The sequence below is a fragment of the Devosia sp. MC521 genome (assembly GCF_014127105.1).
Taxonomy (GTDB): Bacteria; Pseudomonadota; Alphaproteobacteria; order Rhizobiales; family Devosiaceae; genus Devosia.
The window spans coordinates 3,180,001-3,192,276 of sequence record NZ_CP059902.1 but is presented as its reverse complement, the minus strand read 5'-3'; the positions used below and the strand labels follow the sequence as shown (position 1 = coordinate 3,192,276).

The 12,276-nt window shown below is 58.6% G+C and carries 11 protein-coding genes (1 of these 11 only partly in view); 8 read left to right on the top strand and 3 right to left on the bottom strand.

The window, feature by feature from the left end; all coding sequences use genetic code 11:
• Positions 1-140: 140 nt before the first annotated feature.
• Complete coding sequence (locus H4N61_RS15355) at positions 141-743, bottom strand: hypothetical protein (protein WP_169195469.1); 603 nt, start codon at positions 741-743, stop codon at positions 141-143.
• Positions 744-1,015: 272 nt separating this feature from the next.
• Here H4N61_RS15355 and H4N61_RS15350 point away from each other — a divergent pair, with 272 nt between their 5' ends.
• Positions 1,016-1,291, top strand: a complete 276-nt coding sequence (locus H4N61_RS15350) for a hypothetical protein (RefSeq protein WP_182394415.1) — start codon at positions 1,016-1,018, stop codon at positions 1,289-1,291.
• A gap of 17 nt (positions 1,292-1,308) precedes the next feature.
• On the opposite strand, the gene ubiG is transcribed toward H4N61_RS15350, so the two are convergent.
• The gene (ubiG, locus tag H4N61_RS15345) at positions 1,309-2,046 is read right to left on the bottom strand and encodes a bifunctional 2-polyprenyl-6-hydroxyphenol methylase/3-demethylubiquinol 3-O-methyltransferase UbiG (RefSeq protein WP_182394414.1); all 738 of its coding nucleotides are present in this window, start codon (positions 2,044-2,046) and stop codon (positions 1,309-1,311) included.
• 188 nt (positions 2,047-2,234) lie between these two features.
• Here ubiG and H4N61_RS15340 point away from each other — a divergent pair, with 188 nt between their 5' ends.
• The 7 genes from H4N61_RS15340 to H4N61_RS15310 all read left to right on the top strand — a co-directional run bounded on the left by H4N61_RS15340 (position 2,235) and on the right by H4N61_RS15310 (position 12,181).
• The gene (locus tag H4N61_RS15340; protein ID WP_169195466.1) at positions 2,235-3,500 is read left to right on the top strand and encodes an aspartate kinase; all 1,266 of its coding nucleotides are present in this window, start codon (positions 2,235-2,237) and stop codon (positions 3,498-3,500) included.
• 67 nt (positions 3,501-3,567) lie between these two features.
• The gene (gene ptsP, locus H4N61_RS15335) at positions 3,568-5,835 is read left to right on the top strand and encodes a phosphoenolpyruvate--protein phosphotransferase (RefSeq protein WP_169195465.1); all 2,268 of its coding nucleotides are present in this window, start codon (positions 3,568-3,570) and stop codon (positions 5,833-5,835) included.
• Between the two features lie 135 nt (positions 5,836-5,970).
• Entirely contained in the window at positions 5,971-7,047 is a 1,077-nt protein-coding gene (prfA, locus tag H4N61_RS15330; protein ID WP_169195464.1) for a peptide chain release factor 1, read from the top strand.
• Positions 7,044-7,910: a peptide chain release factor N(5)-glutamine methyltransferase gene (gene prmC, locus H4N61_RS15325; protein ID WP_282567843.1), complete on the top strand. Its 867-nt coding sequence runs from the start codon at positions 7,044-7,046 to the stop codon at positions 7,908-7,910. Before prfA ends, prmC begins: the two co-directional genes overlap by 4 nt.
• Positions 7,911-8,253: 343 nt before the next feature.
• Positions 8,254-8,877 carry a DUF4167 domain-containing protein gene (locus tag H4N61_RS15320; protein ID WP_169195462.1) on the top strand — a complete coding sequence of 208 codons (624 nt, stop codon included), beginning with the start codon at positions 8,254-8,256 and terminating at the stop codon, positions 8,875-8,877.
• Between the two features lie 258 nt (positions 8,878-9,135).
• Positions 9,136-11,733: an ATP-dependent chaperone ClpB gene (clpB, locus tag H4N61_RS15315; protein ID WP_182394413.1), complete on the top strand. Its 2,598-nt coding sequence runs from the start codon at positions 9,136-9,138 to the stop codon at positions 11,731-11,733.
• Positions 11,734-11,842: 109 nt separating this feature from the next.
• The gene (locus tag H4N61_RS15310) at positions 11,843-12,181 is read left to right on the top strand and encodes a VOC family protein (RefSeq protein WP_169195460.1); all 339 of its coding nucleotides are present in this window, start codon (positions 11,843-11,845) and stop codon (positions 12,179-12,181) included.
• Between the two features lie 20 nt (positions 12,182-12,201).
• Here the strand turns inward: H4N61_RS15310 and H4N61_RS15305 are convergent, their stop codons facing one another.
• Positions 12,202-12,276: the 3' portion of a M23 family metallopeptidase gene (locus H4N61_RS15305; RefSeq protein WP_169195459.1), read on the bottom strand. Its footprint extends 1,896 nt past the window's final position; only the last 75 of its 1,971 coding nucleotides appear in the window; its start codon lies beyond the right edge, outside the window; its stop codon occupies positions 12,202-12,204.

Genomic DNA, 12,276 nt, shown 5'->3' with positions numbered 1-12,276 from the left:
GGATCGGAAAAGGATTTGCGTCACAGTGCCAGTGCCAGTGCGTGTGCGGCGGAAGGCGCCTCAAATGATAGAAATACTCTTACACGCGCTTGGTTGCACATAGCGAGGCATTCCGCACAGACAGCGTAATGAAAGCGCGATTAGAAGCGATAGCGGATGCCGACGACAGCAGCGTTTGAGCCATCGAGATGGGCGATCGTGCCAAAGCCTCCAGAGCGGTGGTGGATCCGCCCAAAAACTTCAATCTCGGGCGCGTTGTCGTGGGAGACGGCAATCTCGGGGGACAGGTAGTAGAGGAAATAGGGCGAGGCGCTATTCTCGCGCGCCCGGACGGCTTCTACCCCAATTGGATCAGTGACGACCGAAAAGCCTGCGGTCAGCGATGGCGTAATGTTGAGGGGGCCAACTTCGAAGGTCGTGAGGCGCGCAACACCACCGGCCCAGATTTCTCCGGATGTGCTTTCGCCAGTTCTGAGGGCAGCGCCAACTTCGACGCCGAGGCCGAAACTGCCATAAGAATAAAAGAAGTTTTGGTAGCCCGCGCCAATCGCAACATTGGCTTCATAGGGGCCGTTCCAAAACTCTAAGCTGTCGCTGAAATGGCCCGCGTGCATGACGCCGGCAAAAGCGAAGACTGTTTGATCGGGTACCGGCGAGAGAGCTGCAGTTTCGGCAGCATTGAGCGGCGACGCGGTGATCATAATCACGGCGGTGACGGGCAGGACGGTACGCAGACGCATCATAGCACTTTCTTGCGCGTCGGCTTGGAGCTAACGCGCATTGCTTCAGTTCATCAATTCATTGGCGGTCGTTGGGAGAACGACACCGGATCAATGAACAGCGAAGTCTGAAGTTGCAGTGGACCACGAATGCGTGATCGTTAGGGCGACAGTGCGTGGTAGAGGAAGAGTTAAGCATAGGGCCGAGATTGTATCCGGTCGCCCAGGGGAGACCGGGAACCTCTGTGCTGGCTCCTGCGTATAATTACCTAGTGGTTTCTTAGGTGATTTTCAGAATGACCGAATATGTTCAAGTCAGTGAGACCTGCTTGCCAGCCGGACACGCTGCGTTGCTCCTCTTCGTTCAAGATGGAAATTTGTGCGCGGGCACACTGACCCGCCGACATGATGGGCGGATGGAGCGCAGTGTTTCGCCCCGTCCGGACCCCAATGACTTAATGCGGGTTATTGTGCGGCTGATGGGCGTTAAGCCGGTGCCTGAAACACTTTATGTGGTGCTAGAACGTGGGGCGCACTGGCCCGAGCAATTCCCCAAATTGCGCGTTCACTGAAACCGAAATAGTGGCCACTATTTCTGACGTTCAGCGACAACCATGTAGTTGACGGCCATGTCGCGCGACAGACGCCACTCGCCGCTCAATGGATTGTAGCTGACCCCTGATTGGTCGGTGACATTGAGGCCGTTGCGGCGCAGCTCGGCGATGATTTCCTCGGGCGTAAGGAACTTGTTCCAATCATGGGTGCCGCGCGGCAACCAGCGCAGCACGTATTCTGCGCCAATGACGGCGAGCGCCAGCGCGCGGGCAGTGCGGTTGAGCGTTGCGGTGAACATCAGACCGCCCGGCGCGACGAGATCGGCGCAGCTCTTCATATAGAGCGGGACGTTATCGACGTGCTCGACAACTTCCATATTGAGGACCACGTCATAGCTTTCGCCGGCGGCAACCAGCGCTTCCGATGTGGTCGCGCGGTAATCGATGTCGAGGCCGCCTTGCTCGGCGTGGATCTTGGCGATGGCAATGTTGCGCTCGGCCGCGTCGACCCCGGTTACGGTGGCGCCGAGCCGAGTGAGCGGTTCGCACAACAGGCCGCCACCACAGCCGACATCGAGAATGCGGATGCCTTCAAACGGACGGATGGAATTTGCATCGCGGCCAAAGCGGGCGACCAGCTTGTCGCGAATATAGGAGAGGCGCACAGGATTGAATTTGTGCAGCGGCTTAAACTTGCCCGTTGGGTCCCACCATTCTTCCGCCATGGCCGTGAATTTTGCGATTTCAGCATCGTTGACGGTGGTGTTGGTCATATCGGGCACTCCATTACAGCACCTATGCAACAGAGAGGGCCGTGTGGGCAAGGTGAAGCAGTACGGACACTCAGCCTCGGCTTTGGGTAGGGCCTGGGTCTTTCCCATTGATCCGCAGCGTAGTTTGTGGCATTTCCGGGCCAATCATTAAGCGTACCGCCGGGTTCGGCGGATGACCGGGGAAGCAATTGGCCCGCATCGTCGTTAAATTTGGTGGCACCTCCGTCGCGACCGTAGAACGCATCCGTAACGCCGCACTGCATGTGAAGCGTGAAGTGGAAGCAGGGAACGAAGTCGCTGTTGTCGTGTCCGCTATGTCTGGCAAGACCAATGAATTGGTCGGCTGGGTGAATGAAGCCTCAAAATTCCATGACGCGCGTGAATACGACGCTGTTGTGGCGTCTGGTGAGCAGGTGACCGCTGGCCTGATGGCTGTCGTGCTTTCGGAAATGGGTATTCAGTCGCGCTCTTACGCCGGCTGGCAGGTGCCAATCCGCACCGATGATTCCCATGCCGCTGCGCGTATCGTCGAAATCGACCCGACAGAGCTCAACGAGCGCATGTCCAGTGGCTGGGTTCCGGTCATTACCGGCTTCCAGGGCATCTCGCCCCATAACCGCATCACCACGCTTGGCCGCGGTGGCTCGGACACATCGGCAGTGGCCGTTGCCGCAGCTGTTGGCGCCGACCGTTGCGATATCTACACCGACGTTGACGGTGTTTACACGACCGATCCGCGCATCGTGCCAAAGGCGCAGCGCCTGACCAAAATTTCTTTTGAAGAAATGCTGGAGATGGCTTCGCTCGGCGCCAAGGTGCTGATGATCCGTTCGGTTGAAATGGCGATGGCGCATAAGGTGCGCCTGACCGTTCGTTCTAGTTTTGATGACCCGAATGCGCCCCAGATCGCGCCTGACGGTTCTGTCGGTGTACCCGGCACGCTCGTATGCGATGAGGATGAGATCATGGAAAAGCAGATCGTTTCGGGCGTGACGCTCGCTAAGGCAGAAGCCAAGATCACGCTGCGCAAGGTCAAGGACAACCCAGGCGTTGCCGCTTCGATCTTTGGCACGCTGGCCGACGAAGGCATTATCGTCGACATGATCGTGCAGAACATCGCCGATGATGGCGCGACCACCGACATCACCTTCACCGTTCCTGACAGCGAATATGATAAGGCTGTTAAGGCGCTGGAAAATAACGGCGGTCGCTTTGAATATGACCGTCTCTCTGGCTCGAAGGGCGGCGCAAAGGTCTCGGTCGTGGGCGTAGGCATGCGTAGCCACGCAGGCGTTGCATCCTCCATGTTTAAGGCTCTTGCTGACAAGGGCATCAACATCCAGCTGATCACCACTTCAGAAATCAAGACTTCGGTTCTGATCGATGAAGAGTATGCCGAGCTTGCGGTTCGCGCTCTGCACACATATTACGGTTTGGACAAGAAGGAAGCCTGATCGCTTTGTCCTGAAGCTTCGGGCTCCTCCATGCAGGGGGGTAGCCCGGGGCTATCCAGGTGAGGCAATGGTTACGATCTCAAGCAGCGCACGTGGGCTGCTGCGGCAGTTGCGCGAAACAATGGCGGAGCCGCTGGCTTCGCAAGATCGCTTAGACAAAATCGTATCCCTCATCGCCGACAATATGCAGGCCGACGTCTGCTCATTTTACGTTTTGCGCGACGACGGCGCGCTCGAACTTTTCGCCACCCATGGCCTGAAAGCCGAATCGGTCCACATGACCACGCTTCGGCTCGGCGAAGGCCTTGTTGGCCTGATCGCTGCGGAAGCTGTTCCGCTGAGCCTAGAAGACGCCCCCAGCCATCCCTCTTTCGCGTACCGTCCGGAAACGGGCGAAGAACGCTATAGCTCGTTTCTTGGGGTGCCGGTGTTGCGCTCGGGCCAGACGCTGGGCGTCTTGGTTGTGCAAAACGCCAATCACCGCCACTACGGGGAAGATGAAATCGAGGCGATGCTGACCACTGCCACGATTTTGGCCGAGATGGTGGCTACCTCCGATTTCGACAATCTGATCAAGCCTGGATCGGATATCGATCTGCGGCGGCCACGTATGTTTTCTGGTGTCAGTCTTTCCGACGGTATCGCTTTAGGGACTGTGGTGCTCCACGATCCGCGCGTCGTCGTGAGCAATTTTATTGCTGAAGACACCGAGGTGGAAAAGGCGCGTCTGGACGCGGCGCTGGCCAGCATGCGCGTGTCTATCGACGCCATGCTCGACCGGGGCGATATGCTCACCGGGTCGGATCATCGCGAAATTCTCGAAACCTACCGCATGTTCGCCAACGACCGTGGTTGGGTGAACCGGATGACCGAGGCCATCGACAATGGTCTTTCTGCGGAAGCGGCGGTGGAGCGGGTTCAGAATGACACCCGCGCGCGCATGATGCGCCAGACCGACCCCTATATTCGTGATCGTCTGCATGATCTCGATGATCTGGCGAACCGGTTGTTGCGGGTGCTAACCAATTCGGGCCTCCATGCGCAGCGTGACTTGCCGGACAATGCCGTGCTCGTGGCGCGCAATATGGGTCCGGCCGAACTCTTGGAATATGACCGCAACAAGCTGCGCGGCATTGTTCTCGAAGAAGGCGGCGCGACAGCGCACGTCGCCATCGTGGCGCGCTCGCTCGGGATCGTGGCTGTCGGCCAGGCGGAATCCATCGCCTCGATGTGCGAAACCGGCGACGACATCATTATAGATGGTCCCGCTGGGCAGGTGCATTTGCGCCCCACGCCCGAAGTTGAGCAGACCTATATCGACAAGGTCCGGGTTTCGGCGCGGCGTCGCGCGCACTATGCGGCTCTACGCAACAAGGCCAGTGTGACCAAGGACGGGGTGGAAATCACCCTGCTGCACAATTCGGGGCTGGTGGCTGATCTGCCGATGCTCGACGACACGGGGGCCAGTGGCGTTGGTCTCTTCCGGACCGAGCTGCAGTTTATGATTGCGAGCCGCTTGCCGCGTTTGTCTGAGCAAATTGAGCTTTACGCAGAGGCCATGGCCATTGCGGGCGAGCGACCCATCGTATTCCGCCTGCTCGACATCGGTGGCGACAAGGTCGTGCCCTATCTACGCTCAAGCGTGGAAGAGAACCCGGCCATGGGCTATCGCTCCATTCGATTGGGGCTGGATCGTCCAGGATTGTTGCGCACGCAAGTTCGCGCGCTGTTGCAGGCGGCTAATGGGCGGCCACTCAAAATCCTTGTGCCAATGGTGACAGAGACGTTTGAGTTTTTGCAGACCAAGCGGGTGATCGCCAAGGAAATCGACCGCGTAAAGCGGGCCGGTATTCCGGTGTCGACACAGATCGAAGTGGGCGCGATGGTGGAAGTGCCATCGCTGCTGTTCGAACTTGACCAGCTGTTGCCGGAAGCCGATTTCGTCTCCATTGGTTCGAACGATCTGGTGCAGTTCCTGACCGCAGCGGACCGCGCCAACCCGCGTGTCTCGAAGGCTTACGATCCAATTGCGCTGCCGCGATTGCGCGCTATTCGCCTTGTGGTGGAAGCGGGTAAGCGTCATGGCAAGCCGGTGACTATGTGTGGGGAGTTGGCGGGCAAGCCGATTGAAGCGCTGGCCTTGATGGCGGTCGGGATGGATCGTTTGTCGATGGGCCCGGCCTCGATCGGGCCGATCAAAGAGATGATCCTCAATCTGGATCTCAAGCCTATTCAGGACGAGATCGCAGAGGCGCTCAGTGTCGGTGCGAACGGGCTGACCGTGCGTCAGCTTTTGACCGCCTGGGTCGAGAGACAAAACATCCCAGTGGGCTAAGTCTGGACGGATCGGGGCGGGCAGGGTGTGCGTTTCCTTGCCACATTTGCGCTTGGCTCTTGCCGAAAACCCCATTCAACAGGTACGGCAGGGCACCAATGATTGTCTGCACCGACCATACGGAAGACCTTGCCCATGCCATCTTTGCCCCAGGATAAGCTCGACGTTCTGGAAACGCGGTTTCAATATATTGAAGCTGCGCTCTCCGGAGGAGCGAGCCCTGACGAGTTGGCTAAGCTCTCGAAAGAGCACTTCGATCTCGCGCCCATCGTTGGCGAGATCACGGCTTATAAAAAAGCGCTGCGCGACCGAGCCGAAGCTCAAACGCTGCTGAAAAGCGGCGACAAGGAAATGGCCGAAATGGCGGAGATGGAAATCTCCGAGCTGGACGAAAAGATCGAAGCCTATGAGCAGTCGATCCGTATCCTGCTGCTGCCCAAGGACGAGGCCGACGAAAAGTCGATTATTCTGGAAATCCGTGGCGGTACGGGTGGCGACGAAGCTGCCCTCTTCGCGGGTGACCTTTTCCGCATGTATGAGCGCTATGCCGCGAATCGAGGCTGGAAAGTCACGGTGATGGAAGAAAGCCCCGGCGAAATGGGCGGCTTTAAAGAAATCATCGCCAATGTTTCGGGCAAAGGCGCCTATGCGCGCATGAAGTATGAGTCCGGCGTGCACCGCGTTCAACGTGTGCCGGCGACCGAAGGTTCGGGCCGCATCCACACGTCGGCGGCGACAGTTGCGGTGCTGCCTGAAGTGGAAGACATCGATATTGAAATCCGCAATGAGGATATTCGTATCGACACCATGCGCGCCTCGGGCGCGGGTGGTCAGCACGTGAATACGACCGACTCGGCGGTGCGTATTACCCATATTCCAAGCGGGCTGGTGGTGACGTCAGCGATGAAATCGCAGCACCAGAACCGCGCGCAGGCGATGATTGTTCTGCGCTCGCGCCTTTATGAAATGCAGCGCGAAGAGCGCGACAGCGCCCGTTCGGCAGAGCGTAAGGGGCAGGTGGGGTCGGGCGATCGTTCCGAGCGTATCCGCACCTACAACTTCCCCCAGGGGCGCGTGACCGATCACCGGATCAATCTGACGCTTTATAAGCTCGACAAGGTGATCTCCGGGGAAGCTGTGGATGAGCTGATCGATGCGCTGATCACCGAAAATCAGGCGGCACAGCTGGCGGCTATGGAGCAGTCGAACTGACAGCGCCGCTTTCCATCGGCGCTGTTTGGCGCGCTTGTCGTGACGTACTGGCCAAGCATGATGTGGCCACAGCAACGCTCGACGCCAAATTGCTTGTGGGGCACGCGCTGGGGCTTGATGCGCTCGGGCTGATGACGCGCGAGATGGACGGTGTCAGCGAGGCGCAGCGCGAGGCGATTAACGCGACGATCTCACGTCGCCTGACCGGGGAATCTGTTGCGCGGATTATTGGCTATCGCGAGTTTTACGGGCTCAATTTCAAGCTGAGCGCGGCCACGCTTGAGCCGCGCCCGGACACTGAACTGCTTGTCGATCTGGCGATCAAAGCGTTGCCGAAGGGCGGGCGTTTGCTCGATTTGGGGACTGGCACGGGCTGCATTCCAATCTCCATTCTCGCCAATCGCCCAGACGGGCGTGGACATGCCTCCGACATCAATCCTGAGGCCTTGGCGATGGCGCAAGAGAATGCGCGTGCCAATGGCGTTTCGGAGCGGCTGAGCTTTTCGGCCGGGAGTTGGTTTGAGGCGCTTGAGGGGCTGGATCGCGCGGCGCGATTTGACCTCATTGTTTCCAATCCGCCCTATATTGTGAGCGAAGTTATCAACACGCTTGCGGACGAAGTGAAGAATTTTGACCCGATGTTAGCGCTCGATGGGGGCCCTGATGGTGTTGCGCCTTATCGTATTCTTGCGGCGCAGGCGGGCGGTTATCTGAAGGCAGATGGTGTGATTCTGGTCGAGATCGGCTACGACCAAGCCAATGAAGTGTCCGCACTTTTTGCCAATGCAGGGTTCTCTCAGGTGCGGGTCCACAAGGACTATGGTGGGCTGGATCGTGTTGTGGAAGCGCATCATAAAGCCTGAACAAGCAGGCGCTTTGGGCATGAGATGCGATTTTCTGCTGGCCAAAGCGCCGGGAACCGGATAGTTTGAGCGTGCTGTCAATGGCGCATCATGGGCGCCGCAGCGATCTCAAAAGTTCCAAAACGCGAAGCTGTCTTAAGACAGCGCGGCTCTGGTGATCAGAGCGACGCGAGGGAGTTTTACGGATTTCCGTTGGATCGTTGCCGAAAGCGCCCGGTCTTCATGAAGCCAGTTTTGATCCCGTTCGGTGCGCTATTTGTCACCGTGGGGTAGGGGCCAGAGCGGTTAGCCAATCCGCCCCATGATGTGACGCTTAACTTTTAGAGTTAGACATAGCGACCCGATGAGACCTAACAACCAGAACAACAAGAACCGGCAGCGTGGCCGTAACGGCGGACGCAAGCACGTTAATCCGCTCTCGCGCAATTACGAAAGCACCGGTCCGGACGTTAAGGTGCGCGGTAACGCCGCCCATATCGCCGAAAAGTATCTGCAGTTGGCCCGCGATGCGCAGTCCTCCGGTGACTCCGTCATGGCTGAAAATTATCTGCAGCATGCTGAGCACTATTTCCGCATCGTTTCTTCTGCACAGCAGGCCCTGCAGGGCACGCGTGACGGGCAGAACGGCGACTATAACGACTACGACGATGACGTCAGCGAATTGAATTCGCGCTTCGCCTCGCCGCAGCCGGTTCAGCCCGTGCATCAGCCAGAAAGCGAAGCTGAAGCTGTTGCTGACACCTCGAGCGAACAGCCTCGTGGCGACGCTGGTTCTGCACCCGCGGAAGCGGCGGCAGCTCCAGTTGAGCAGGACGGGGAAGCCGCACAGCGCAAGCCGCGTGAGCGTCGCCCACGTCGCCGTCGTCCGGTTGCCGGTGAAGGTGATGCTGCGCCGAAGGATGCAGGCGTTGCCGATGGTAGTGAACTGCCAGCCTTTCTGACTGGCGCACCAGCCAGCGCTGAATAAGCTCCGGCTCTCAGCAGAATAGAGTTTTGAAATGCCGGGCCGATGGTCCGGCATTTTTCGTTTGGTGCGCGCCTGGCTCAATATCAGTGGTTTGATGGTTGGCTAAAAATATTGCGTATCAGTCCCTTTTGATCGGATCAAAACACCCTACATCTCCATTCGAAGGGTGCGCCGCGTATGGGCATCCAACAAAACGACGCTTCCTCCGTAGCTGCGGTGCCAATTGGGCCGGGGTGCGGGTGAGAACAGGAGAGTTGAATGAATATTGAAAAATATACCGAGCGTGCGCGCGGCTTCATTCAGAGTGCGCAGACTGGCGCGCTGGGCATGGGCCATCAGCAGTTTTCGCCGCTCCACCTGCTCAAAGTTCTGCTCGATGATGACCAGGGCATGGCCAATGGCCTGATCGAACGCGCCGGGGGCAACCCTAAGCAAGCGCGCGCAGGCGTTGAAGCTGCTCTTAAAAAGATCCCGGTCGTTTCGGGCGACAATGGTCAGCTCTACATGGGCCGCGAACTGGCGCGCGTCTTTGAAACCGCCGAGCAGGCGGCGACCAAGGCTGGCGATAGTTTCGTCACCGTGGAACGACTGCTGTTGGCACTGGTGATCGAAAAAGACACCGATGCGGGCAAGGTGCTGTCGGCTGCCGGCGTCACCGCTGCTGGCATGAACCAAGCTATCGAAGACATTCGCAAGGGTCGCACGGCAGACAGCGCTTCGGCTGAAAACGCCTATGATGCGCTTAAGAAATATGCGCGCGATCTGACCGCCGATGTGCGCGAAGGCAAGCTCGATCCGGTCATCGGTCGTGACGAAGAAATTCGCCGCACCATCCAAGTGCTGAGCCGTCGCACCAAGAACAATCCGGTGCTGATTGGTGAGCCTGGCGTGGGTAAAACCGCGATCGCCGAAGGCTTGGCTATTCGCATCGTCAATGGCGACGTGCCCGAAAGCCTCAAGAACAAGAGCCTTCTGGCGTTGGACATGGGCTCGTTGATCGCGGGCGCGAAATATCGTGGTGAGTTTGAAGAGCGCCTCAAAGGCGTGCTCAACGAAGTGACCGCGGCTGATGGACAGATCATTTTGTTCATCGACGAAATGCACACGCTCGTCGGAGCGGGTAAGGGCGAGGGGGCAATGGATGCGTCCAACTTGCTCAAGCCAGCCTTGGCGCGCGGTGAGCTGCATTGCGTTGGCGCGACGACGCTCGACGAATACCGCAAGCACGTGGAAAAAGACCCCGCGCTCGCCCGTCGTTTCCAGCCCGTGTTCGTCTCCGAGCCGACGGTGGAAGATACGATTTCGATCCTGCGCGGGCTCAAGGAGAAATACGAGCTGCATCACGGTATCCGCATTTCGGACTCGGCTCTTGTGAGCGCGGCAACGCTCTCGAACCGCTATATCACCGACCGCTTTCTGCCCGATAAGGCCATCGATCTGATGGACGAGGCGGCAGCGCGCTTGCGTATGGCTGTCGATAGCAAGCCGGAAGCGCTCGATGAGCTGGATCGCAAGATCATGCAGCTCAAGATTGAACGCGAAGCGCTCAAAAAGGAAACCGATGACGGCTCGAAGACCCGCCTTGTGCGGCTTGAGCAGGATTTGGCCGGGCTCGAAGAAGAAGCGCAAACGCTGTCGGCCAAATGGCTGGCGGAAAAAGAGCGTTTGCAGGGGTCGACCAAGCTCAAGGAAGCGCTCGATACCGCACGCGGTCAGCTGGAAATTGCTCAGCGACAGGGCGATCTCGCCAAAGCGGGCGAGCTTGCCTATGGCGTTATTCCGGATCTCGAAAAGCGCCTTGGCGCTGCCGAAGCTGGCGATGGCGGCGCTGCGCCCTTGATGGCGAAGGAAACCGTGGACGCGAGCGACATTGCTGGCGTGGTGAGCCGCTGGACCGGCATTCCTGTTGATCGCATGCTCGAGGGCGAAAAGGAAAAACTGCTGCACATGGAGGCCTCGCTGGGTGGACGTGTGATCGGGCAGGCCGAAGCTGTGCGGGCGGTTTCCAAAGCCGTGCGGCGGTCGCGCGCCGGTCTGCAGGATCCACACCGTCCAATTGGCTCGTTCATGTTCCTCGGGCCAACCGGCGTGGGCAAGACCGAGCTGACCAAAGCTTTGGCGCAATTCCTCTTCGACGATGAGACGGCAATGGTCCGCCTCGATATGTCGGAGTTCATGGAAAAGCACTCTGTCGCTCGTCTGATCGGCGCGCCTCCGGGCTATGTCGGTTACGATGAAGGCGGCGTGCTCACCGAAGCTGTGCGGCGTCGGCCCTATCAGGTGATCCTTTTCGACGAAATCGAAAAGGCGCATCCCGATGTCTTCAACGTGCTGTTGCAGGTGCTCGACGATGGGCGTTTGACCGATGGCCAGGGGCGCACGGTTGATTTCCGCAATACGGTGATCATTCTGACCTCCAATATTGGGGCTGAGTTCCTGGTTGAACTGAAGGACGGCGAGTCTGTCGAATTGGCGCGGGGCAAGGTTCTGGACATGGTGAAGTCTGCCTTCCGTCCAGAATTCCTCAACCGCATCGACGAGATTTTGCTGTTCCATCGCCTTGGTCGTGAGCACATGGGCGCGATTGTCGACATTCAGTTCGGACGCTTGGAAAAGCTTCTTACTGATCGCGACATTACCCTCGAGCTGACCGATGCCGCTCGGACGTGGTTGGCGAACGAAGGGTATGACCCTGCCTATGGTGCGCGTCCACTCAAGCGCGTCATTCAGCGTGCGGTTCAGGATGAACTGGCTGACGCCATTCTCACTGGAGCCGTCAGCGACGGGGCGCGCGTGTTGATTGACGCGAACGACACCGGCATTGTCATCACCCCCAATGGGGGTTCGGTGCACTAAAACGCCGATCGAGTGACCATAAAAGGCCAGTCCGCAGGGGCTGGCCTTTTTTCTGTCTTGCGCTACCGCACACTTCCGCCCGACATGGGCTTGAGAGTGGGAGGCGAGAATGCCGGACAAAATCACCTATATCGAATTTCCAAGCGCCGACCGCGATGCGAGCGGGGCGTTCTTTGAACAGGCGTTTGGATGGGGGCGGATCAGCTATGGCCCTGCTTACGAAGGGCTTGATCAGGCTGGGATCGACACTGGGATCGATGCTTCGAGTGATCGCGTTTCAGCGCCGCTGGCAATTGTTCAAACCGACGATCTGGATGCCGCTCAGGCGCGCGTTCTGGCAGCGGGTGGTGTTATCACCAGACCGCAGTTTGATTTTCCAGGCGGGCGACGGTTTCATTTTCGGGAGCCGGGCGGCTGCGAATTGGCGGTGTTCGTTGAGCGCCTCTAACCGGCGCTCAACACCAAAGACTATTGGGCTTGCGCCACTGACACGGCAGCTGGTTCGCGCAGCATCAGCTCATTGATCTGAGCGATGGTCTGCTC

Coding starts and splice junctions, on each gene's coding strand:
- clpB (WP_182394413.1), top strand. CDS start 9,136: ATGAATATTGAAAAATATACCGAGCGTGCGCGCGGCTTCATTCAGAGT.
- ubiG (WP_182394414.1), bottom strand. CDS start 2,046: ATGACCAACACCACCGTCAACGATGCTGAAATCGCAAAATTCACGGCC.
- prfA (WP_169195464.1), top strand. CDS start 5,971: ATGCCATCTTTGCCCCAGGATAAGCTCGACGTTCTGGAAACGCGGTTT.
- H4N61_RS15310 (WP_169195460.1), top strand. CDS start 11,843: ATGCCGGACAAAATCACCTATATCGAATTTCCAAGCGCCGACCGCGAT.
- H4N61_RS15350 (WP_182394415.1), top strand. CDS start 1,016: ATGACCGAATATGTTCAAGTCAGTGAGACCTGCTTGCCAGCCGGACAC.
- ptsP (WP_169195465.1), top strand. CDS start 3,568: ATGGTTACGATCTCAAGCAGCGCACGTGGGCTGCTGCGGCAGTTGCGC.
- H4N61_RS15355 (WP_169195469.1), bottom strand. CDS start 743: ATGATGCGTCTGCGTACCGTCCTGCCCGTCACCGCCGTGATTATGATC.
- H4N61_RS15320 (WP_169195462.1), top strand. CDS start 8,254: ATGAGACCTAACAACCAGAACAACAAGAACCGGCAGCGTGGCCGTAAC.